The 21,635-nt window shown below is 68.8% G+C and carries 23 protein-coding genes; 11 read left to right on the top strand and 12 right to left on the bottom strand.

Annotation, left to right across the window (positions count from 1 at the left end; genetic code table 11):
- From QM572_RS19595 to QM572_RS19580, 4 genes are all read left to right on the top strand, one after another.
- The coding region (locus QM572_RS19595; protein ID WP_415095654.1) for an FAD:protein FMN transferase at nucleotides 1-457 on the top strand (457 nt) is incomplete at its 5' end.
- Nucleotides 457-1,047, top strand: coding sequence for a ferric reductase (locus QM572_RS19590; RefSeq protein WP_415095653.1), 591 nt, complete (start codon nucleotides 457-459; stop codon nucleotides 1,045-1,047). The genes QM572_RS19595 and QM572_RS19590, both read left to right, overlap by 1 nt.
- A complete protein-coding gene (locus tag QM572_RS19585; protein WP_415095652.1) occupies nucleotides 1,044-2,327 on the top strand; it encodes an NADH-ubiquinone oxidoreductase-F iron-sulfur binding region domain-containing protein in 1,284 nt (427 codons plus the stop codon). Before QM572_RS19590 ends, QM572_RS19585 begins: the two co-directional genes overlap by 4 nt.
- A complete protein-coding gene (locus QM572_RS19580) occupies nucleotides 2,324-2,545 on the top strand; it encodes a ferredoxin (RefSeq protein ID WP_415095651.1) in 222 nt (73 codons plus the stop codon). The genes QM572_RS19585 and QM572_RS19580 overlap by 4 nt, the downstream gene beginning before the upstream one ends.
- A gap of 155 nt (nucleotides 2,546-2,700) precedes the next feature.
- Here the strand turns inward: QM572_RS19580 and glmS are convergent, their stop codons facing one another.
- From glmS to QM572_RS19555, 5 genes are all read right to left on the bottom strand, one after another.
- Nucleotides 2,701-4,557 carry a glutamine--fructose-6-phosphate transaminase (isomerizing) gene (gene glmS / locus QM572_RS19575; RefSeq protein WP_415095650.1) on the bottom strand — a complete coding sequence of 619 codons (1,857 nt, stop codon included), beginning with the start codon at nucleotides 4,555-4,557 and terminating at the stop codon, nucleotides 2,701-2,703.
- 76 nt (nucleotides 4,558-4,633) lie between these two features.
- Nucleotides 4,634-5,200, bottom strand: coding sequence for a recombinase family protein (locus QM572_RS19570; protein WP_415095649.1), 567 nt, complete (start codon nucleotides 5,198-5,200; stop codon nucleotides 4,634-4,636).
- Complete coding sequence (locus tag QM572_RS19565) at nucleotides 5,197-5,454, bottom strand: hypothetical protein (RefSeq protein ID WP_415095648.1); 258 nt, start codon at nucleotides 5,452-5,454, stop codon at nucleotides 5,197-5,199. The genes QM572_RS19570 and QM572_RS19565 overlap by 4 nt, the downstream gene beginning before the upstream one ends.
- A gap of 153 nt (nucleotides 5,455-5,607) precedes the next feature.
- Nucleotides 5,608-6,951, bottom strand: coding sequence for a hypothetical protein (locus tag QM572_RS19560; protein WP_415095647.1), 1,344 nt, complete (start codon nucleotides 6,949-6,951; stop codon nucleotides 5,608-5,610).
- 101 nt (nucleotides 6,952-7,052) lie between these two features.
- Entirely contained in the window at nucleotides 7,053-7,706 is a 654-nt protein-coding gene (locus QM572_RS19555; protein ID WP_415095646.1) for a DUF4145 domain-containing protein, read from the bottom strand.
- A gap of 203 nt (nucleotides 7,707-7,909) precedes the next feature.
- Between QM572_RS19555 and QM572_RS19550 the strand changes: the two genes are divergently transcribed.
- Nucleotides 7,910-8,359, top strand: a complete 450-nt coding sequence (locus tag QM572_RS19550) for a hypothetical protein (protein ID WP_415095645.1) — start codon at nucleotides 7,910-7,912, stop codon at nucleotides 8,357-8,359.
- Between the two features lie 174 nt (nucleotides 8,360-8,533).
- On the opposite strand, the gene QM572_RS19545 is transcribed toward QM572_RS19550, so the two are convergent.
- Nucleotides 8,534-8,791, bottom strand: coding sequence for a helix-turn-helix domain-containing protein (locus QM572_RS19545; RefSeq protein ID WP_415095644.1), 258 nt, complete (start codon nucleotides 8,789-8,791; stop codon nucleotides 8,534-8,536).
- Between the two features lie 118 nt (nucleotides 8,792-8,909).
- On the opposite strand from QM572_RS19545, the gene QM572_RS19540 reads away from it, so the two are divergent.
- The 3 genes from QM572_RS19540 to QM572_RS19530 are packed head-to-tail and all read left to right on the top strand — an operon-like array spanning nucleotide 8,910 to nucleotide 11,531.
- Complete coding sequence (locus tag QM572_RS19540; RefSeq protein ID WP_415095643.1) at nucleotides 8,910-10,169, top strand: hypothetical protein; 1,260 nt, start codon at nucleotides 8,910-8,912, stop codon at nucleotides 10,167-10,169.
- Nucleotides 10,166-11,275, top strand: coding sequence for a PGN_0703 family putative restriction endonuclease (locus QM572_RS19535; RefSeq protein ID WP_415095642.1), 1,110 nt, complete (start codon nucleotides 10,166-10,168; stop codon nucleotides 11,273-11,275). Before QM572_RS19540 ends, QM572_RS19535 begins: the two co-directional genes overlap by 4 nt.
- Before the next feature lies 1 nt (nucleotide 11,276).
- A complete protein-coding gene (locus QM572_RS19530) occupies nucleotides 11,277-11,531 on the top strand; it encodes a hypothetical protein (RefSeq protein WP_415095641.1) in 255 nt (84 codons plus the stop codon).
- Between the two features lie 47 nt (nucleotides 11,532-11,578).
- Here the strand turns inward: QM572_RS19530 and QM572_RS19525 are convergent, their stop codons facing one another.
- Together QM572_RS19525 and QM572_RS19520 are read right to left on the bottom strand one after the other, a co-directional pair.
- On the bottom strand, nucleotides 11,579-12,403 hold the full coding sequence (locus tag QM572_RS19525; protein ID WP_415095640.1) for a hypothetical protein: 825 nt from the start codon (nucleotides 12,401-12,403) through the stop codon (nucleotides 11,579-11,581).
- Nucleotides 12,404-12,628: 225 nt separating this feature from the next.
- Nucleotides 12,629-14,305 carry a recombinase family protein gene (locus tag QM572_RS19520; protein WP_415095639.1) on the bottom strand — a complete coding sequence of 559 codons (1,677 nt, stop codon included), beginning with the start codon at nucleotides 14,303-14,305 and terminating at the stop codon, nucleotides 12,629-12,631.
- A 134-nt stretch (nucleotides 14,306-14,439) separates the two neighbouring features.
- Here QM572_RS19520 and coaA point away from each other — a divergent pair, with 134 nt between their 5' ends.
- Complete coding sequence (coaA, locus tag QM572_RS19515; RefSeq protein ID WP_415095638.1) at nucleotides 14,440-15,414, top strand: type I pantothenate kinase; 975 nt, start codon at nucleotides 14,440-14,442, stop codon at nucleotides 15,412-15,414.
- 111 nt (nucleotides 15,415-15,525) lie between these two features.
- Here the strand turns inward: coaA and glmM are convergent, their stop codons facing one another.
- The 3 genes from glmM to rplM all read right to left on the bottom strand — a co-directional run bounded on the left by glmM (nucleotide 15,526) and on the right by rplM (nucleotide 17,979).
- Nucleotides 15,526-16,884: a phosphoglucosamine mutase gene (glmM, locus tag QM572_RS19510; RefSeq protein ID WP_415095637.1), complete on the bottom strand. Its 1,359-nt coding sequence runs from the start codon at nucleotides 16,882-16,884 to the stop codon at nucleotides 15,526-15,528.
- A 124-nt stretch (nucleotides 16,885-17,008) separates the two neighbouring features.
- Nucleotides 17,009-17,521, bottom strand: a complete 513-nt coding sequence (gene rpsI, locus QM572_RS19505) for a 30S ribosomal protein S9 (protein ID WP_415095636.1) — start codon at nucleotides 17,519-17,521, stop codon at nucleotides 17,009-17,011.
- Nucleotides 17,522-17,535: 14 nt separating this feature from the next.
- Nucleotides 17,536-17,979 carry a 50S ribosomal protein L13 gene (gene rplM, locus QM572_RS19500; protein WP_415095635.1) on the bottom strand — a complete coding sequence of 148 codons (444 nt, stop codon included), beginning with the start codon at nucleotides 17,977-17,979 and terminating at the stop codon, nucleotides 17,536-17,538.
- 189 nt (nucleotides 17,980-18,168) lie between these two features.
- Between rplM and QM572_RS19495 the strand changes: the two genes are divergently transcribed.
- Together QM572_RS19495 and QM572_RS19490 are read left to right on the top strand one after the other, a co-directional pair.
- Nucleotides 18,169-19,458 carry a citrate synthase gene (locus QM572_RS19495; RefSeq protein ID WP_415095634.1) on the top strand — a complete coding sequence of 430 codons (1,290 nt, stop codon included), beginning with the start codon at nucleotides 18,169-18,171 and terminating at the stop codon, nucleotides 19,456-19,458.
- Nucleotides 19,459-19,485: 27 nt separating this feature from the next.
- Nucleotides 19,486-20,082, top strand: a complete 597-nt coding sequence (locus QM572_RS19490; protein ID WP_415095633.1) for a methyltransferase domain-containing protein — start codon at nucleotides 19,486-19,488, stop codon at nucleotides 20,080-20,082.
- Between the two features lie 241 nt (nucleotides 20,083-20,323).
- On the opposite strand, the gene QM572_RS19485 is transcribed toward QM572_RS19490, so the two are convergent.
- A complete protein-coding gene (locus tag QM572_RS19485) occupies nucleotides 20,324-21,625 on the bottom strand; it encodes a M1 family metallopeptidase (protein WP_415095632.1) in 1,302 nt (433 codons plus the stop codon).
- Nucleotides 21,626-21,635: the final 10 nt, after the last annotated feature.

The following is a 21,635-nucleotide window of genomic DNA, read 5'->3' as shown; positions in this document are numbered from 1 at the left end:
GTGGGCCGCCGACACCGCGGCCGCGCGGATCCACCGCACCCTCGGCACCGCGGCGCTGGTGGGGATCGGCGGCGACCTCGCCAGCGCCGGCCCGCTGTCCCGCGACTGGCGGATCGACGTCGCCGAGACCGAGGGCGGCTCCGCCGTCCGGGTGGGCCTCGGCACCGGCGGCCTGGCCACCTCCTCGACCGTCGCACGACGCTGGCACGGGCCCGACGCCCAGGAGCGGCACCACATCATCGACCCCCTGACCGGCCTCCCCACCGAGAGCGTGTGGCGCACGGCGACGGTCTGGGCGCCCACCGCCGTCGAGGCGAACACGATGAGCACCTGGCTCCTCGTCCGCCCCGAGACCGCCCAGCTGGACCTCCGCCGCCGGCACCTGGCCGCTCGCCTCGTGGCCCACGACGGCACGGTCTCGACGCTCGGCAACTGGCCCGGGGACCGGGCCGCCTGATGACCACCTGGTACCTCATCCGCGCCCTCGGGCTCGTCTCCCTCCTCGCCCTCACCGCCACCACCTGCCTCGGCGCGCTCGCGACCGTCGGCTCGCGCCGTCCGGACGCGGCCGAGGAGCGGCTGCTGCGCCAGCTCGTGCACCGGTCGGTCGCCGTCCTCGGGCTGGCGCTGCTGGCGCTGCACATCGCGCTGGCGGTGCTCGATGCCTACGTGTCGATCCCGGTCTGGGCGGTGGCGGTGCCGCTCGCCTCGGGCTACCGGCCCGTCGCGGTGGCGCTCGGCACGCTCGCGCTCTACGCCTTCGTCACGGCCGCCGTCTCGGGGTGGTCGCGCGGCCGGATGGCCGGCTCGCCCGGCGGCGCCCGCGCCTGGCGGGCGCTCCACCTGACGGCGTACGCGGGGTGGGGGCTGAGCATGGCGCACGGCATCTTCACCGGCACCGACACCGCGACCTGGTGGGCGATCGCGACGTACGCCGCCTGCGGGCTGCTCGTCACCGCCTCCGTCCTCGCCCGTCTGGGCGTACGCCGTCGGCGCCTCCTCGACCCGCGCGGCCACCTCGTCCTGAACCCGGGAGCCCTCCGATGACCCTCGACCGCGTCGTCGATCCGACTCGTGGTGATCAAGCTCGCGTCGATCGCACTCACGGCACCGCGACCCGCCTGCTCGCCGGCCTCCGCGAGGGCCGCCCTCTGACCTACCAGGAGCATCGCCTCCTCACCGGCGCGCTCCCGCTCCCGGACCTGGCCTGGCTGATCTCCGCGACCGAGGCGGTGAGCCTGCGCGGACGCGGCGGCGCCGCCTTCCCGGTCGCGGCGAAGCTCGCCGCGACGCCGCCCGGGCCGGCGACGGAGATCGTCGTCAACGGCAGCGAGTCCGAGCCGGCGAGCGCGAAGGACCGCACACTGATGTGGCACGCGCCCCATCAGGCGATCGACGGCGCGCTGGCCGTGGCGCACGCGCTGGGCACCCGGCAGATCACGATCGCCGTGCACGATCCCACCTCGGCGACCATCCTGAGGGCCGCGTGCGCCGAGCGCACCGACGCCCACGCCGTACGCGTCACCCGGATCGAGGGCCGCTTCGTCTCCGGCGAGGTGCGCGCGATGCTCAACGGGCTCGAGGGACGGGCGGCGGTGCCCGCCGGGCGCCGCGTCCTGCCCCACGTCGCGGGACTGTCGGGCCAGCCCACCTTCGCCTCCAACGTCGAGACCTTCGCCCAGATCGGCGCCCTGGTCCGCCTCGGCGTCGACGCGTACGCCGTCCCCGACTCCCCCGCGCACGTCCACGAGGCGGGGACCAGCCTGCTCACGCTCCTCGGCGACGTGCCCACGCCGGGCGTCGTCGAGGCCGCCCACGGCGTCCCGCTCGCGACGCTGACCGGCCCTCTCGACGGCCGCCCGGTGCTCGTCGGCGGCTACCACGGCTCGTGGACCACGGCCGACGACCTGACCCTCGACCGCGACGCGCTGCGTGCCCGCCGGAGCCCGCTGGGCGCCGGCGTCATCGCCGTCCTGCCGCCGGGCACCTGCTCCCTGGGCGAGGTCACCCGGGTCGCCACCTGGCTGGCGGACCAGTCCGCGCGCCAGTGCGGACCCTGCCTGTTCGGCCTGCACAGCGTCGCGGAGGATCTGGTCGGCATCCACGCCGGGTCGGGCCAGCGGCTGCACGGCCTGCGCAGCCGCCTCGGCCTGCTGCCCGGCCGCGGCGCCTGCAGCCACCCCGACGGCGCCTCCCGCTTCGTCGCGACGGCGCTGGACGCCTTCGCCGGCGAGGTCGACGCCCACGCGCGAGGCGGCGGCTGCGGGCGCCCCACGCTGGGCGTCCTCCCCCTGGATCCGCTCGACCTGACAGGAACCCCGGCATGAGCGACCAGCACCTCGCCATCGACTGGACCCGCTGCGACGGCCACGGCCTCTGCGCCCGGCTCGCGGCCGACCGGGTCGCCCTGGACCCCTGGGGCTTCCCCGTCCTCGACGCCCCCGTGGACGACGCCGACCTCCCCGCGGCCCGCCGCCTGGTCGCGGCGTGTCCCAACCTCGCCCTGCGGTTGGAGCGCCCGCCCGCCGGCAACCGCACCGCGTGAGGGCGCCCGGTCACCGTCCGATGACCTCACCCGACCGATGACGCCACGCCGTCCGACCACCCCGCGCGGAAACGCCTGTCGAATCGGCCGAGCCACGCCCGGACGGGAGAAGCGACTGTCCGACCTCCGCCCGATACGAGTGAGGCGGCCGCCGCCTACTCGACCGTGACCGACTTGGCGAGGTTGCGCGGCTGGTCCACGTCGTGACCCCGCGCGGTGGCCAGCTCGCAGGCGAAGAGCTGCAGCGGCACCACCGCCACGAGCGGCTGGAGCAGCACCGGGACCTTCGGCAGCGGCAGCAGCCAGTCGGCGTACGGCGCGACCCGCTCGTCGCCCTCCTCGGCCAGCACGATCGTGCGGGCGCCGCGGGCGCGGACCTCCTGGATCCCCGACAGCATCTTGTCGTGGAGCTGGTCGCGGCCCTGGGGCGGCACCACGCACAGCACCGGCGTGCCGTCGTCGATCAGCGCGATCGGGCCGTGCTTCAGCTCACCGGCGGCGAAGCCCTCGGCGTGCAGATAGGCCAGCTCCTTGAGCTTCAGCGCGCCCTCGAGCGCCACCGGATAGCCGGCGTGGCGACCGAGGAAGAGGAACGCGCCGGCGCCGACGTACTCGTGCGCGAGCGCGTAGACCTCCTCGGCGCGGTCGAGCACCCGCTCGATCGCGGCCGGCATCGCCTCGAGCTGCTGCACCACCTGGGTGATCTCGTCGCCGTAGCGGGTGCCCTTCACCTGTGCGAGGTAGAGCGCGAGGAGATAGCACGCGACCAGCTGGGTCACGTAGCCCTTCGTCGACGCGACGGCGATCTCGGGCCCCGCGTGGGTGTAGATCACCGCGTCGGACTCCCGCGGGATGGTCGAGCCGTTGGTGTTGCAGATCGCGAGGACCTTGGAGCGCTGGGTACGCGCGTGCCGGATGGCCTGGAGCGTGTCGGCGGTCTCGCCGGACTGGCTGATCGCGACGACGAGGGTGCCGTGGTCGACGATCGGGTCGCGGTAGCGGAACTCCGAGGAGAGCTCCACCTCGACCGGGATCCGGCACCAGTGCTCGATGGCGTACTTCGCCACCATGCCGGCGTAGAAGGAGGTTCCGGCGGCGATGATGATGATCTTGTCGATGTCGCGCAGCTCGTCGTCGGAGAGCCGCATCTCGTCGAGGACGAGGCGACCGTCGAGGCCGTGACGCCCCAGCAGCGCGTCGGCGACGGCGCGCGGCTGCTCGAAGATCTCCTTGCGCATGAACCAGTCGTAGCCGTCCTTCTGCGCCGCCGAGAGGTCCCAGTCGACGTGATAGCGCCGCCCCTCGGCAGCGGTCCCGTCGAAGTTCGACACCTCGACGCCGTCGGCCGAGATGGTGACGACCTTGTCCTGGTCGATCTCGAGCGCCTCGCGGGTGTGCTCGATGAAGGCCGCGACGTCGGAGCCGAGGAAGCTCTCGCCCTCGCCGAGACCGACGACGAGGGGCGAGTTGCGCCGCGCGCCCACGATCCGCGCCGGGTCCTCGGCGTCGACGGCCACGAAGGTGAACGCGCCGTCGAGGCGGGAGCAGACCCGCTGCATCGCGGTCGTCAGGTCCACCCCGCCGACGACCTCGGCCTCGAGCAGGTGGGCCGCGATCTCGGTGTCGGTCTCCGAGTGCAGGTGGTGCCCGGCCCGCTCGAGCTCGGCCCGGAGCTCCGCGAAGTTCTCGATGATCCCGTTGTGGACGACGGCGACCCGCCGCCTCTCCCCCAGGTGGGGGTGGGCGTTCCGGTCCGTCGGGCCTCCGTGGGTGGCCCACCGCGTGTGCCCGATGCCCGTCGTGGCCGGCGCCAGAGGCTCCTCGGCGAGGACCTTGTCGAGGTTGGCGAGCTTGCCCGCCCGCTTGCGGACGTCGAGCTCGTGGACGCCGTCGACGTCGGCGAGGACCGCGATGCCCGCCGAGTCGTAGCCGCGGTACTCCATCCGCCGGAGCCCCTCGATGATCACGCCCTCGGCCGACTGCCCTCCGACGTACCCGACGATCCCGCACATGCGGGCCATGTTAGTTGCCTAGAACTGGGGGCCACAGTCGCCGGCGAGGCGTGTCCAGCGGTACGCCGACACCCCATCATGCCGCGCCCTGATCGCTGACCGCCCGATAGATCGTCGCCCTCGACGTGTTGAGCACACGAGCAATGTCGGGGATCGCCTCCCCCGAGGCACGCATCCTCCGAGCCATCGCGACCTGATCGTCGGTGAGTGCTCGCGGGCGTCCAGTGTGACGCCCACGGACGCGAGCAGCCTCACGAGCCGCCGCGGCACGCTCGCGGATGAGGGAGAGTTCCATCTCCGCGAGGGCACTCATCACGGCCGCGACGACTTGGCCGACCGGCGTGGAGAAGTCGACGTTCTCTCTCATCGAGCGGACGCAGATGCCGCGCTGATGGAGGTCTCGAAGAGTCGTCAGGACCTGGACCGTCGAGCGGCCGAGCCGATCGAGCGCGACGACCGAGACTGTGTCGCCGTCGCGAGCCTGCTCCATCAGGGAGAGCAGACCCGGCCGATCTTCCTTGAGGCCGCTGAGCCGGTCGGAGAAGACCCTGTCGGCGCCGGCGAGCATCAGGGCGTCGACCTGCTGATCGAGGCTCTGGTTGACGGTACTCACGCGGGCGTACCCGAAGTGCCTGGTCGTCACCGTGCCGCCTCCTCGACCAGTTCGAGCAGGATCTCCGGCCGATCCTGAGTGATCTCGTAAAGGCCGGGATGCATCCGGTAGTTGTGCGGACTGCCGTCGAGATTGAGCCTCCGCTGGAAGGCCCACGGCGCGCCGAGTTCCCGAGCCACGTCGTTGATGTTGTCGATGAGTTCGTCCGCATCGACGGCACTACGTCCGCCGGCGAACAGCCGGGCCAATTGCTCCGGCTCGATCTTGTTGGGGTTGATGTTCATAACCAGTAGGAACACCCGGAGTGGACGGGTGTCAACCAGGGAGCGGAAGCCCCAGCGGGCGCATGGGGCGACAGATGGCTCCGCGCGCGGTCGGCAAAGACGCCGCGTCCGAATTGCGTACGAAGCTCTTGCCCGCACCAGGGCCAGGGTCCGTCAGCCCTCCTCGTCTTGCTGGTCAAGGCGAAGAAGCTTCCTCATCGGTTCGTTCCAATCCAAGTGAGCAACTTCAAACGTGAGGCCGTCTTCAAACACGTCGTGAACGTCGCCGGCTGTCAGCTTCCATCGTCCTGAGACCAGGTTTGACGCAGTTCCGTCGTCACTGACGATGACCAACACGACGTCATCATCGGCACTGGTGAATGCCTCCTCCGGCCGCAGCGTCTTCAGGAAGAGCGAGAGTCGAGCGGGCTGAGCGCCTTCGATCCGAAGAAGGCCATCGCGGTTCAGCGGAGCTGTGGGTGAAGCGACACCAAGCCTCGCAAGAGATGCCGAGAAGCTATCCGTGCCCCACCTCAACGGGACCTCTGCGGGGAGCCCGTTGAGGTTCTGTGCGTCATCGGGTTCTTCCCACCACAGCGCGGCTACATCGTCCCCAATCTCAATATCGACGCGGACATCCCGCAGGAAGGTCCGGGTCAAGTTGGTCACCCGAACTTGAATCCCCGTGAAAATCGCCGCTGCGAGATCATGCACCCCGCCGACGGGATTGGCTCGTGCCGCAGTTTCCCAGGCCGCCACCTCCGCTTCGAACTCCTTCTTCGACCTCCGTTCAAGAGAGGACCCTGCTAAGGACACATTGCTCAGGATGCGCGCGTACGACCCCTGCCCAGCGACAGGTTTGGGACGGGCAGACTCCCTGAGATCCTCGGCTTCTGCAGAGATACCCTCAAGGAGGAGTTCCCTCGATACCGAGATGGCATTGACCTCCCCGACCACCTCGACCTGGACTGCGACGTCGGCCGAGTTTCGAGACACGCGGGCAAACATGCCCTGCAGTTCGCTACCAGTCGCCTTCCGCGTCTCGCCGTCCGCTCGGAGGTAGACGTCGCCGTTCTTGAGCCCCTCGCCGTCAGCAAGGCAGGGATAGGGAACACCGGTTGGCGGATCGACGATGATCGCGATGACGTCACGGCCGTCGATGCCCGGGATCTGTTCGAAATCCCACCTCGGACCGTCGGGGCCGGTGAACTTTGCAACGTCTCGGGCAAGGTCCTTAGCCTCGAATCCCGGAATCCCATGAGCCACCCCGTTGCCCACGCCCAACAGCATCACAGCGCATCCATCGAACCGACGTGCCGCTTGTGCGGGGTCCCGGTTCGCCGCACCCAGAATGAACTTCGCAACCTTGTGCCGACCATGCGTGGTGTTTAGGTCCACGTCGGACTTCAACTCCAGGAAGTAGCGCTCCAAACGGTCGTCTGCCGAGGCGGCGTAGGCGACCAACGCGGCCCAGCTCATCTGTCCGGACGGTCGGCGCGTCAGGTCAGTCTCAGTCACGAGTCGATTTCACCACGTCCCGCCGACAACACCGCCAAGAACCAGCCCCGAGCGTCCACAAGCACTCGCTCGCAGATTCAAGGCTCTAGCGGCCCGTCCACTCAACTGCCAGCGGGCCCGTCGCGGCGCTCGATCTGCGCCAACTTCTCAGCCGGCAACTTGGCGAAGAGGCCGCCGATATTCTTAGGCCTTGAGACCACCTGCTCAACGATGACGTTGACGAGATTGAAGAGGGCAGGGAGCAGGTCGTCGTCTGCTTCGAGATCGATCCGGCCGGGATGGACGGACTCGTTCCCCACCACCCGCAGCACGTCCATCGCCTGCTGAACCTCTGGAGCGAGGCCTCTCGTTACGAGCGCCCCGATCTTGTCGTTGATGTTGCCGCCGCCAGGCTCAAGCACGTCCACAAGCATCTGCAAAGCGAGCCGCAACAGCCCAGCCGCGCTCTTACGCGAGATGGAAGCGACAGCGCGAGCCTCCTCATAGACGTCCCTCACGTCTGTCGGCATGTCTTCGTGCGGCTCCTCACCTTGACGCTGCAAGGGGAAGACCATCTGGTCGGCGTGCCAGAAGGAACTCTGCCCGCATGCGCGGCAGTTCGCCACAAAGAAGTTCTCCTGTTGGACCCGACTCGAACCACCATTAAAGGAGGTCTGCGTGGCCGTCACCGGGCGCCACTGTTGTGCGGAAAAGACTCCGCAGAATGGGCAGTGAAAAGCCGGGCGCTGAAGCGCTGGAACGTGGTCCGGGTCCATGCTTGACGATCATTCCAGACCAGAAGTCGGCATGATGACGTGTCACGGACAGACCCTTCTGGTCCAACTTCCGGACCGGCGTGTTGTGCGCTGAGGACGTCGGAAAAGTCTGGTTCAAAAGCCTGCTTCCGGATGGCCGGGATTTTCAGACGGGCCACGCGGATTCTTCCTCTCGCGGAGGAAGCACGATCTACCATCCTTGCGTGAGGCTGGTTGTGGTCGGCGGGGCAATGGCTGGCAAGAGCACCTTGGCGCTGGAACTAGCCGCCAAGGAGGGTTTGCCGGTGTATTGCACCGATCCCGCGCGACTCGCCCGCAAAGTCTTTCCAAGCGTCACGTACGCCCCCGACGGCGTCACGGACCTGAGCAACCCCCACGCGAGTTCCTGGGTGGTGGAGAACTGGCTGAGCAAGCCGGGGCCATGGATAGTCGAGGGGATCTTGACCGCCCGTGCGCTCCGAAAGTGGTACGCGTTGGATTGCCCGGGCACGCCCTGCGACGCAGTGATCGAGTTGACGAGCGTGCACGCCGAGGCAACCGCGACAGCGGGGCAGGTATCAACACACCTTGCTGTCGCAACCATCTTCAATCAAATACGCGGACGCCTGGAAGGTGACGGCGTGACCGTCTTGCCGACAGCCTCGCCGAAGTAATAGGTCTACCCAAGCTGCATGAGGCTGGGCACGGGCCGAAGGCGGCCGCAGCTACACGCCCGGAGCAGCAGCCAGAGCCGTCACCCAGCTCCCCCTGCCCTCACCGCCCGCAGCCCCTGGAGTGGCATGAGGTGAAGCCGGAACGACGAGGCGTAGCCGCGGTACCGGCGCTCCTCACCTGCGGTTGCGGTTCCGGAAGTTGTGCAAGCTGAGCCCGCCGAGAAGCACAGCGGGATCGATGCCGAGCGCCCAGGCGACTCGAACGATCCGGGTCACACCGGCGTCCCGAAGGCCGCGCTCCATCCGGGCGATCTGACTGACGCTGAGGCCTGAATCGTGGGCCAACTTCTCCTGCGTCCAGTCGCGGCGCGCACGCTCAGCCTTGATCGTGAGGCCGACATGGCGCAGCACGGCGGCCTCCTCGTCATTCATCAGGACAAGTCTTGTAAGCCGACTGGCCTATCTACAGAGCCATACCGCCATGCTAGATGTCGTATTGGCGTAGCGTCGTCATTCAGTTCTGTCGGAGGCGAGGGGCATGGTTCACACCATGAAGGACGAGAGAGCGTCGTACGAGACGACGGCTCGGCAGGTGGCCGAGCACATCATCGGGACCGAGGCAGTCCCCTTCGCGCCGCAGCGCATGAGCAAGTACGCCCACTGGTTCACCGACACCAAGGACTCCGCGCTGGTCGCCATCGTCACCCCAGGCGAGAAGGTCACCGCCGGAGACGAGGTGCTGGCCTATGGACTGGCGTGGCAGCAGAACCGGGACCTGTTCCTGGTGCTGCCGCAGGACATGGTGGGCGATGCCCAGACTCGGATCGGGTGGATCGACACCGAGGTCCGGATCTGGGAGCACGGCGAGGCAGGTCCCCGCCCAGTGCCGAAGAAGAGCCGCGCCCAACTCCTCGCACAGTTGCGCGACCTGCCCGAGCGCCGGTCGAAGGCCGTCGAGTTGAAGGCAGGCCACACCAACTGGATCGACGGGATCGACACCACCGATCTCAGCGCCCACGAGCGCAGTTACCTCTCCTGGCATCACGAGGGACTCCAGGTGTTGAAGGTCGCCGAGACGCGGGCCGGTCTCCGGATTCAGGCCGGTGTCCAGTACGGAACTCCGCCGCCCGGCCGCGAGCCGTTCGACAAGGTCTTCGCCGTTGCACCGACGCCGGGCGAGGTGGCCGTCATCAACGCCAAGATCCGCCTCGCGGTGGAGGATGGCGGAAGTCAGACCTCTCAGATGCGTGAGCACAAGATGCAGGCGACGCTGGTGGGCAAGCCGGAGACCTTGGGCCTGACGGATCTGTGGCGAGAGTTCCCGGCATGGCGGGGGCCGAACGGCCGACCCGGCTACATCGACTTCCTGGGCGTGGACGCCGAGGGCCGACTTCACGTCATCGAAACGAAAATCGGCCACGACCCGAAGGTCGTTCTCCAGGCCTTGGACTACGCCGTGTGGGTGAAGGCGAACGACGCCGCGATCCGTGAGCGACTGCACGCCGCAGGCCATGCCCTTCCGACGCCGGAGGACGTCGAGTCCCACAGCGTCGCGCCGATCCATCTCGTGCTCGGGTCGAGCGAGAAGGAGAAGGCGTTCAACGGCTACCTCGTGGGCCAGATCGAGGCTCTCGCGGGCGACGTCAGGGTGAAGGTCCACGTCACCGCCGACCCCACTGCCCAGCCGCTCTCGTTGACCGAGGTTCCGAAGCGCAAGCTGCGAACCTCCACCGACCTGATCGCAGAGCCGGTCGCCGGACCCCGCTGGGCGGAATCCATCACCGACGGACTGCTCAGGAGCAACCCGTGAGTCGCCGGGGCCTCTTCTACGTCGATGACGCCAGCGCGGCGTTGCCCGAAGCACTTCCGGCGCTCACCGAGGTCCGGGATCGGGGTCACGCTCACCGGTACGTCCGGCACGTCCGAAGTTCACAGGCCTTCGCACTCAACCTGTTTGCGCCCCTCGATGACGACGGCGTGCGCCGCGTCTTCGTCTACTTGGGCCACAAGGTCGAGAAGGTCGAGCCGCCGTTCTTCGAGTACGAGGACCAGCAGGACCGGTTGCAGGAGGCATCAGCCCGCAGCCCGCACCGGACACAGGTGGACGTCCTCCTTCGTGGCACCACGACCGAGGGCCGCCGGATCGCTGCCCTGATCGAGGTGAAGCTGAGCGAGTCGAACTTTGGCTCGTGCAGTGCGTTCGACAGCGCCGAGAACACGTCCCCGACGATCTGCGAGCAGCCGGGTCTCTTCGGCGGGGACGCCGAGCACTGCTTTCAGATCCAGAACCACGGCTATGGCCACCGTCGATACGCCGAGTTCTTGACCGATGTGAGGGTCACTCCCCCGGCTGCACGGTCCGACGGCGGAGGGTGCTACCTCCGAGACGGGCGCAGCCAGCCGATGCGGAACCTCGCCCTGGCACATCTGCTGGTGAAGGAGGGCGACTACGACGAGGTCGTCTTCGCCCTCACCGCACCGAGAAACTACGAGCGGATCTGGCGACGGTTCCGCGAGTTCACGTCACTCTTCGCGGACACCGAGAAGGTCACCATCCGCGAACTGCCCGCCGAGGTCGTGGCCCGCCGACAGCCCGACGGCGGAACCGCCTTCGCCACGAGGTACGGATCAGTGCTGAACGACCACGCTCTGCTTCACCTCGACACCGACGGATCGCTGCTTGGCGCATGGGTCCACCGAGACGGCCACGCCACCAGCCACTACCCGGACGACGAGGCCGAGACCAACGCGAACCGCAGCTACGCCGAGACCGTGATCGACGGCGAGGAGTGGGAAGCCCTGGTCGACCGGCTATCACGTACCTCACCGCACGTCGCCTGGTGGGAGGCCGTCGCCTGCACTCCCGATGAGTCCGCCGAAGCCGTGTTCCGCCGAGTCCGCACCCAAGGAGAGTGACATGGGCTATCGAACAGCGAAGATCGTCACCAAGGACGCCGGCAAGGCCAGCCTCGGTCTCTTCGAGATCTCCGTCTACGCCTTCTTGGCGCTGCTGGCGATCATCGTCGCCATCCCGATCATCGCCGGCCTGATCGTCTACGGGATCGTGAAGCTGATCCTCGCGATCCGCCGCGAGATGAAGGCGGCGAAGGCCAACGCTCCGACCGTAGTCGAGACCGAGACAGCCGAGACAGCCGAACCACCAGCCGCCTGATCGGCGACCGTGCGAGGTCTTCCGGGAGCCATTCACGGCGGCCCTCCTCACAGGTGGGCGAAGTCCCGCAGCCAGCGATCCAGCTCGTACTGACCCGCGATCTCATCAAACCGGTTTCGTGTCTCGATCTCGGGACCGGGCAGGTCGATGACGGGGCCGAGTCTGGTCCGGCCGTAGTCCTTGCGCGCCTTGAACCAGTCGAACGGCATGCCGTGCTCGGTGCCGAGGACGAGCCGGGAGGTCCGCCAATCGAGGGCCTCGATCGGGCACGTCACGGCGTCGTGGTTGCAGTCGATGCACCAGCAGCACGGAGCGAAGGAGTCGAGGTCCGCCCAACTGCGGCGGTTCTGGTTCTGCGTCTTCTTGTCCACGAACCGGAGGTTGCCCGGCTCGTAGTCGCCGTCGTTGTCCTTCCGGTCGAGCGAGTAGCCCTTCGGGATCGGACCGCGGGATTCCAGATAATGGAAGAACGCGATCGGATCGTAGATCCACGGCTCGTGGACCTTGATCCCACGCCCGCCGTAGTTCTCGTAGTCCGGGTGGTTCGGGTCCGTGCAGCGGGCCACCATCTTGCGCCAGCGGTTGTAGTGGGGGCTCTTCGAGTAGCCCTCACCGTGCCACCGAAGCTTCGTGTGTGTCGCGCGAGCGACGGCACCGACCGCCTCCTGCCATGTCCCGTGAGCCTCACGCCAAGCGTCGAGGTCGCCGGCCCGGTAGAGCCTCTGGTCCTTGCGCCGGGTCCCCGGCGGCTGGACGTACGGCAAGGCGGCCGAGTCGATCTTCCGCAGCACCCGCACTGCCCGACCGATCCAAGCAGCGGCGCGCTCCTCGCGCAGCCACCTCATCGTGTCGGTGTGGTGCTGGCCGCTCACCTGGTGCTCCCGAGCACCGGAGTCGACTGGGGAGACTCCTTCTCTCGTGGTGGTATCAACCCGGCCGAATGAACTGCGTAGCAATACGGCGAACTCCGATCCTTCGACAAGCACTCGCACGGATTTTCTCGGGCGCCCTGGCGACTGTCACGGCCTGCCAAGCAGAGCCCCCCACTCGCAAGCCCGCAGGCTCTGACATCGACCTGGATGACCTGTCGCACGGTGCTACGCCACCCGCCCCTCGTCCTCGTTCAGACTGGTGGCGATCCGATGCCGCAGAACGACACGACCCGTGCCGCGCCCCGGATAGACCGTGATGTCGAGATGCGCGCGGACGAGCGAACGTCGGTGTTGCAGGGGCATCGCGAGGAACCGCGTCTTGATCTGATCACGAGTGGCCGCAGCCCGGTCGAAGCTGACACGCTCGCCCTCGGACCTGAGACCGAGTGCATCGATCGGTCGAACGTCGGTGATGTCGAGCGTCAGACCAGCAAGCAACGCCGCCTGAGCGTCTGCCTTGGCCAGCGACTCGATCTGCTCGATCATTTCTCGCTCGGCCGTCTTCAACTCCAGGGACTTCGCCCGGACGTCGTCCACGGAGAAGTCAGCTTCCTCGACCAGACTGACCAGATTGGCCTGCGCCTTCCGATTCTCCGTCAGCCGGACGTGGAGCCGCTCCATGTCGCCAGCCGGGGACCCGGCCCTGGCCCCACGAGGGCCGAGCAGCAACGCGTCGATCACAGCCTCGATCGCCATCTCATCAAGGATCTTGCTCCGGATCGAGACGTGCCGCTGGCCCTCGACCCTCAGCAGAACGCCCTCGTGAACACAGCAGCGGTAGACGTCCTCCCCCGCCATCCTGCCCGCCGGCCGGAGCCAGGCACCGCAGTAGCAACGGCAGAGCGAGGACATCAGGAAGCGCGGCGTCCGTGTCCTCTTGGCCTTGCGAGTCGGATCGTTGAGACGTGCCATCACCGCCTCGTACGTCCCCACGTCGACCAGCGACTCCCAGTTGCCCTGGATCGGCTCGCCATCAGGACCGCGAACGATGTCGCCGAGAGACGGACGGGTCCCCGTCGCAGGATTGCGTCCTCGATAGGAGACGACGCCGATGTTCCGCGGCCGCCTCAACACCGTCTCGACGTTGGTCACGTTCCACGGCCGTCCGGTGACCGTCTGGATCCCGAAGTGGTTGAACACCGTCGCAATCGTGGAGAGGCCCGGCCCGTCCTGAGATTGGAGGACGTACTGATAGGCGGCACCGATCAACGGGGCCTCAACAGGGTGAAGGACGCTGATGTCCCAGTCCTCGACTTCCGTCATCACCATCCGGTCGGTCTCGGGGTCCTTACGAGGCACGACCTTGGTGCCACGGACCTGGCCGTAGCCGAACGGTCGCGTCGTGCCCTTGGGCATCTCGCCACGCTGTCGGCGAACGAAGTTGCGCTGGCTGATCCGCTCCGACTTTCGGCGACTTTCCATGCGAGCGAGGCCGCTTCGCAACACGGAGAAGAACTCACCATCAGCCGTACGAGGATCAACGGCCCCGTCGTTGACGGTCAGCCAGGTAACACCCGCCGCCGCGGACGCAAGCAGCAGATACTCCTTGTCCATGACCTGCCTAGCGAAGCGATCCTCGCTCTGCGCCAGGATCACGTCGAGGCGACCGGCGCGCACGTCCTCCAGCATCGTGTCCCAACCGGGACGGTCGTGACCGGTGAATGCGCTGATGCCGTTGTCCTCGTAGACAGCGACGACCTCGAAGCCTTGGGACGCCGCGAGAGCGCGGCACATGGTGACCTGGTCGACCAGTTTCATCTCATCGGGAGACGATCGAGAGAGTCGTGCGTAGATTCCTGCGCGCCGTGGCGCGGCCTTCTGGGGCGAGAAGCGATTGCTCATGCTTCTTATACAGACAACTCGAGGTTCCGCCCGCCCCACGAGCCGAAACCGGGGAAATGTCTAGACCTCTGGGCCACCAGCTCTTGTAGGCCACCGGCAGAGCCCGACCATGCGCCCAAGTCTACGATCCCTCCATGAGTTCAGCCGGGACCGCGCCAGGCCATGAGCACGGTGAGTCCTCCCCCTGGCTCGAGCTCAGCCGGAGGGCCTGGGCCGACCTCGCCCCGGAGACGCCGATCCCGCTCTCGGCCGCGGAGCTCGAGCGGCTGCGCGGCCTCGCGGACCACATCGACCTGAACGAGGTCGAGCAGGTCTACCTCCCGCTCTCGCGGCTGCTCTCGCTGCGCGTCTCCGCCGCCGGCGACCTCCACCGGGCCCAGGAGGAGTTCCTCCACCAGCGCACTCCCCCGCGCACGCCGTTCGTCATCGGGGTCGCGGGCTCGGTCGCGGTCGGCAAGTCGACGGTCTCACGCGTCCTGCAGCAGCTGCTCGCGCACTGGCCCGAGCACCCGCACGTGGCGCTGGTGACGACCGACGGCTTCCTCTACCCCAACGCCGAGCTCGAGCGCCGCGGCCTGATGCAGCGCAAGGGCTTCCCGGAGTCCTACGACCGCCGCGCGCTGCTCCGCTTCGTGGTCGACATCAAGTCCGGTCGCGACGAGGTCCTGGCGCCCACCTACTCCCACCTCGTGTACGACGTCGTGCCGGACGAGCCGGTCGTGGTGAAGCATCCCGACATCGTCATCATCGAGGGCCTCAACGTGCTCCAGCCAGCGCGCCCCCGCGACGACGGCCGGGCGGGGCTCGCGATCTCCGACTTCTTCGACTTCTCGATCTACGTCGACGCCGCCACCAAGGACATCCGGGAGTGGTATGCCACCCGCTTCCTGCGCCTGCGCGAGACCGCCTTCCGCGACCCCGGCTCCTACTTCCGCAAGTACGCCCTGCTCACCCACGAGGAGGCCGTCGCCGAGGCCGGGCGGATCTGGGACACCATCAACGGCCCCAACCTCGCCCACAACGTCGCGCCCACCCGCTCCCGCGCCAGCCTCGTCCTCCGCAAGGCCGCCGACCACTCCGTGGAGTACGTCCGCGTCCGCAAGCTCTGACTGCCCTCCGAGCGATGGCCCGACCTGACGAGGCGCAAGCCCTCGCGGAACCGGCCGAGAAGTGACCAAACGGATCGTTCCCGGCGCGGAACTGGCCCGTTTGGCCACTTCTCAGAGGGCGAGGCGCTCCTTGACGATGCCGGCGAGGCTGTCGGCGATCTCGCGGGCCTGGGTCTCGGTGGGGGCCTCGACCATGACGCGGACGAGCGGCTCGGTGCCGCTGGGCCGCAGAAGGACGCGGCCGTCGTCGCCGAGCAGCTCGACCGCATGGCGTACGGCGTCGAGGAGGCCGGGGTCGTCGCAGCGGGTGCGGTCGACGCCGGAGACGTTGACGAGCACCTGCGGGAAGCGGGTCACCGCCGCGGCGAGCGAGGCCAGCGGCCGGCCGGTCGAGGCCATCCGCAGCGCGAGGTGCAGCGCGGTCAGCGTGCCGTCGCCGGTCGTGGCGTGCTCGCTCATGATGACGTGGCCCGACTGCTCGCCGCCGAGGGAGTAGCCGCCGGCCTTCATGTCCTCGAGCACATAGCGGTCGCCGACAGCGGTGGTGCGCAGGACGATCCCCGCGGCCCGCATCGCCCGATGGAGCCCGAGGTTGCTCATCACGGTCGCCACGAGGGTGTCCGAGGCGAGCCGGCCGGCGTCGCGCAGCGCGACCGCCAGCAGCCCCATGATCTGGTCGCCGTCGACGAGCTCGCCGGTCGCGTCGACCGCGAGGCAGCGGTCGGCGTCGCCGTCGAAGGCGAAGCCCGCGTCGGCGCCGTGCTCGACCACGGCCTTGCGCAGCCCGTCGATGTGCGTCGACCCGACGCCGTCGTTGATGTTGAGGCCGTCGGGGTGGTGGTTGATCGGGACGACCGTCGCGCCGGCCCGCTCGAAGGCCAGCGGCGCGGACTCGTGGGCGGCCCCGTTCGCGCAGTCGAGCACGACGGCGAGCCCCTCGAGCGGGCGCGAGCCCGGGACGCCGAGCGTCCCGACGAGGTGGTCGACGTAGTCGTCGATGCCGCCGTGGTAGAAGCCGATCCGGCCGACCGCAGCGCCGACCGGGTGGGTCCAGGGCTGCCCGAGGCGGGCCTCGATGGCCTCCTCCAGCGCGTCGTCGAGCTTCACCCCGCCACGGGCGAGGAACTTGATGCCGTTGTCGGGCATCGGGTTGTGCGAGGCCGTGATGACGACGCCGAGATCGGCCCCGAGCGAGGCAGTGAGGTAGGCGATCCCGGGCGTCGGCACGACGCCGAGGTCGAGCACGTCCACGCCCGCGGAGGCGAGGCCGGCACAGACCGCAGCCTCGAGGAACTGACCCGAGACACGTGGGTCGCGACCGACCACGGCCTTCGGGCGGTGGCCCTCGAACTGCCCGGCGTCGGCGAGCACCTGGGCCGCTGAAACAGCGAGGTCCAGGGCCAGCGACGCGGTGAGAACCTCACCATTTGCCAGGCCCCGGACCCCGTCCGTGCCGAATAACCGACCCACTACGACCCTTTCGGGGCGTCGCGATCCGGGCGCCTGGCTGCGTTGCTCGGCGCTCGGCGACCGCTTCGCTTCAAGGTCGCCTTCGCGCCGGCGCCTTGCCAGGCATCCCGGCTTGCGACGCCGATTACCGCTTCGAGAACTGCGAGGCCTTGCGGGCCTTCTTCAGTCCGGCCTTCTTGCGCTCCACGACGCGAGCGTCGCGGGTCAGGAGACCGGCCTTCTTGAGCGTCGGGCGGTAGCCCTCGACGTCCACGCCGTTGAGCGAGCGGGCCACGCCGAGGCGCAGGGCGCCGGCCTGGCCGGCGATGCCGCCGCCGTGGATGCGGGCGATCACGTCGAAGCGACCCTCGAGGCCGAGCGCCGCGAAGGGCTCAGCGGCGACCTGGCGGTGCAGGGCGTTGGGGAAGTAGTCCTCGAACGTGCGGCCGTTGATCGTCCAGTTGCCGGAGCCGGGGACGATGCGGACGCGGGCGACGGCCTCCTTGCGGCGGCCGGTGGCCGCACCGGGCGCGATGGTGGCCGGGCGGGAGGGGGTGTCGACGGAGGCGGCGGACTCGCTGGTGTAGGCCAGGCCCTGCTCGTCGGTCTCGTAGGTGTCGTCGGCCAGGTCGGCGGACGCGTCGAAGTTCTCAGTCATGTCCTTGTTCTCCGTCACTGGGCGATCTGCGTGATCTCGAAGGGCTGGGCCTTCTGAGCGGCGTGGGGGTGCGTCGGGCCCGAGTAGACCTTCAGCTTCTTGATCATCTGGCGGCCGAGCTTGTTCTTCGGCAGCATGCCCCACACGGCCTTCTCGATCGCCTTGCGAGCGTCCTTGTCGAGGATCTCGCCGATCGGGGTCGCGGTCAGACCACCCGGGTAGCCCGAGTGACGGTAGGCCAGCTTGGTGGTGCGCTTGGTGCCGGACAGGGAGACCTTGTCGGCGTTGACGACGATGACGAAGTCACCGGTGTCGGCGTTGGGGGCGTAGATCGCCTTGTGCTTGCCGCGCAGCAGGTTCGCCACCTGCACGGACAGGCGGCCGAGCCGGATGTCGGTCGCGTCGATCACGTGCCAGGCGCGCTCGATGTCGCCGGGCTTCGGAGCATAGGTGCCCACGGGTGCCTCGCTTTGTTCGTTGGGATGAAGGGGTGGTGCTCACGTCGCACGCTGCTGACGAACACAGCCGGGTTGGCTACCGGTCTGCCCCCCGCCGACGAGCGGTGGGGAGCGGCAACAGGTGCGACTGACAGAGATTACGCGGGGTCGACTGACACGGTCAAAACCGCGAGGGCTACCGTGTGAGCCGTGACTGAATCTCTGACCGTCCGCGACAACCGCACGGGGACTGAGTACGAGGTCCCGATCGTCGACGGCACCATCCGCGCCGCCGACATCGGCAAGATCAAGGCCGGGGAGGACCAGCCCGGCCTCGCGGTCTACGACCCCGGCTTCGTCAACACCGCCTCCTGCCGCTCGTCCATCACCTACATCGATGGCGACAAGGGAATCCTCGAGTATCGCGGCTATCCGATCGAGCAGCTGGCGGCGAGCTCCAGCTTCCTGGAGGTCGCCTACCTCCTCATCCACGGCGAGCTGCCCACGAAGGAGCAGTACGACACGTGGGTGCACAACATCACGTACCACACGTTCGTCCACGAGAACGTCAAGGACTTCATGCAGGGCTTCCGCTACGACGCGCATCCGATGGGGATGCTGATGGCGTCGGTGGGGGCCCTGTCCACGTTCTACCCGGAGTCGCGCAACATCTCCGACGCCGACAACCGCGCCATCCAGATCATCCGCATGATCGCCAAGATGCCGACGCTGGGCGCCTGGTCCTTCCGGCACGCGCAGGGCAAGCCCTACGTCTACCCGGACAACGACCTCTCCTACACCGCCAACTTCCTCTCGATGCTCTTCAAGATGACCGAGGTGAAGTACCAGCCCGACGAGCGCCTGGTGAAGGCGCTCGACACGCTGCTCATCCTGCACGCCGACCACGAGCAGAACGCCTCGACCAACGCCGTGCGCTCCGTCGGCTCGACGCAGGTCGACCCCTACTCCGCGGTCAGCGCGGGGGTGGCGGCCCTCTTCGGCCCCCTCCACGGCGGCGCCAACGAGGCCGTCCTGCGGATGCTCAAGCGGATCGGCAACGCCTCGGAGATCCCCGCGTTCATCGAGGGCGTCAAGAACGGCAACGAGCGCCTCATGGGGTTCGGCCACCGCGTCTACAAGAGCTACGACCCCCGCGCCAAGCTGATCAAGAAGGCCGCCGAGGACGTCTTCGAGGTGACCGGCACCAGTCCGCTCCTGGACATCGCGCTCGAGCTGGAGAAGATCGCGCTCGAGGACGAGTACTTCGTCAAGCGCAAGCTCTACCCGAACGTCGACTTCTACTCCGGCCTGATCTACGAGGCGCTGGAGTTCCCGCCGGAGTTCTTCACCGTCCTCTTCGCCATCGGGCGTACGCCGGGCTGGCTGGCGCAGTGGCTGGAGCTGACCCAGGACAAGGATCAGAAGATCGCCCGCCCGAAGCAGATCTACACCGGCGAGCGCGGCCTCACCTTCACTCCCGCCTCGGAGCGCTGGGCCTGAGCCGGGTCCGGCCGTAGTCTGCCCGGCGTGAACTGGGACGAGCGCTACGCCGTCGGCGACACACCGTGGGACCTCGGCGGTGCCGTCCCCCTGCTGGTCGACGCGCTCGAGGGCGGCCTGCTCGGCACGCCGGGGCGGGCACTCGTCCCCGGCTGTGGCCGGGCGTACGACGCCGGGGCGCTCGCTCGGGCCGGCTGGTCGGTCACCGCTGTCGACGAGTCGCCGCTCGCCGTAGCCGACGCTCGCGCGCTCCAACCGATGGTGGACGTCGTGCTCGGCGACGCGCTCGATCCCACGCTCGCCCTGGCGCGCACGGGCGGCCCGGTCGATCTGCTGTGGGACCACACCTTCTTCTGCGCACTGGACCTCGACCTCCGACCGGCCGTCGGAGAGTTCGCTCGTGCGGTCGTGGCACCGGGCGGGCTGGTGGCCAGCGGCGTCTTCCCCATCGGTCGCCACGACGGCGCCGGCCCTCCGCACAGCTATGAGACCGACGACATGTCGGGCATCCTCGGCGAGGAGTTCGGGCTGATCCACCTCGGGCCCGAGCACGCCAGCTTCCAGGACCGCTTCCCGGACTTCCGCACCCGGCTCGCGATCTGGCGGCGCGGCCCGCGCTCCTAGGGCATGTCTCCTTACTCGGGCGAAGCGCATTCCGTGGTGTCCGCGCCCGGTCCGGCGAGGCGGAGGCGCGAGAGCGCAGCGTGCTGCGCCGAGCGCCTCCAACGAAGCCGGCCGGGATGCGGCGCCGCGGAGGCGCCGCCCGAGTAAAGAGCCATGCCCTAGCGCGACGAGGCGCGGACGGCGACGCTGCCCTGTGCGGCCACCGTCGTTCCGGCCCGCCTGCTCGACCGACCTCTACTGCTCAGTCGAGTGCAGGGAGCTTGGGGCGGACGAGCCAGGCCTCGAACAGGTCGGACACGTTCTCGCTCGAGAGCTCGATGGCCAGGGTGATGAAGTCGGCGGTCGTCACCGAGCCGCCGGCGTGCCGGCGTACCCACTCCTGGAGGAGCTCGAAGAACACGTCGTCGCCGATCTCGCCACGCAGGGCGTGGAGGAGCAGCGCGCCGCGCTTGTAGACCCGGTCGTCGAACATGTCCTCCGGACCGGGGTCGCCGAGCAGGAGGTCCTGCGGCTCGCCGGCGAGCCGGCGGTGGTAGTGCCGCGCCCAGTGATCGGCGGACTCGTGGCCCGACTCCTCGGACCACAGCCACTCGGCATAGCAGGCGAAGCCCTCGTGGAGCCAGATGTCGCGCATCGTGGCCGCGGTGACGGTGTTGCCGAACCACTGGTGGGCCAGCTCGTGCGCGACGAGCCGGTTGCGCTGCCAGGTGGGATCGAGGAAGTCGCGGCCGAAGGTCGACAGTGACTGCGACTCCAGCGGGATCTCGAGGTCGTCGCCGGTGATGACGACGGCGTACGCCGGGAAGGGGTAGGGACCGAAGAGCCGGACGAACGCGGCCATGATCGCGGGCTGGTCGCCGAACGCGGCCCTCCAGTCGGCGTCGGCGGGGGCGGCGACGGTGATCGGCACGCCTGCCTCCCCGGGGTCGAGGGGCGTCAGCTCGTAGCGGCCGATCTGCACGGTCGCGAGGTAGGGCGCCATCGGCTGCTCCTGCTCGTAGACCCAGGTCTCGCCGCTCCCCCGCCGCGTCCGCCGCACCAGCTCGCCGTTGGCGACGACGGTGTAGCCGGGCTGGGTCGTGACCTCGATGGCGTACGACGCCTTGTCGTCCATCCGGTCGTTGCAGGGGAACCACGTGGGAGCCCCGTGCGGCTGGCCGGCGACGATGACGCCGTCGCTCAGCTCCTCCCAGCCGGCGTCGCCGTGATGGGGCGCGATCGTGGGACGGGGGTGGCCGGCGTACTTCACGACGAGGGTGAACTCCTGGCCCTCGCGCAGCGGGGACCGGGGGGTGACCACGACCCGGTCGGCGCGGTGGGTCCACTTCGGCTGCTTGCCGTCGAGGGTGAGCTTCTGCACCGCGAGCCCGGCGAGGTCGGCGACGATCCGGGGGGTGTCCTCGAGGGCGACGCCGGTGATCCGGGCCTCGCCGCGCAGCCGGTTCTCCTCGACGGCGTACTCGAGGCTCAGGTCGTAGCGGAGCGCGTGCCACGACCGGTCGCCATGACCCGGCAGGTAGGGGTCGGCGGTCGGCAGCGGCATCAGCGGTGGC

Source organism: Nocardioides sp. (assembly GCF_047607365.1).
GTDB lineage: Bacteria > Actinomycetota > Actinomycetes > Propionibacteriales > Nocardioidaceae > Nocardioides.
This window is presented reverse-complemented; position numbering and strand designations above follow the sequence as displayed.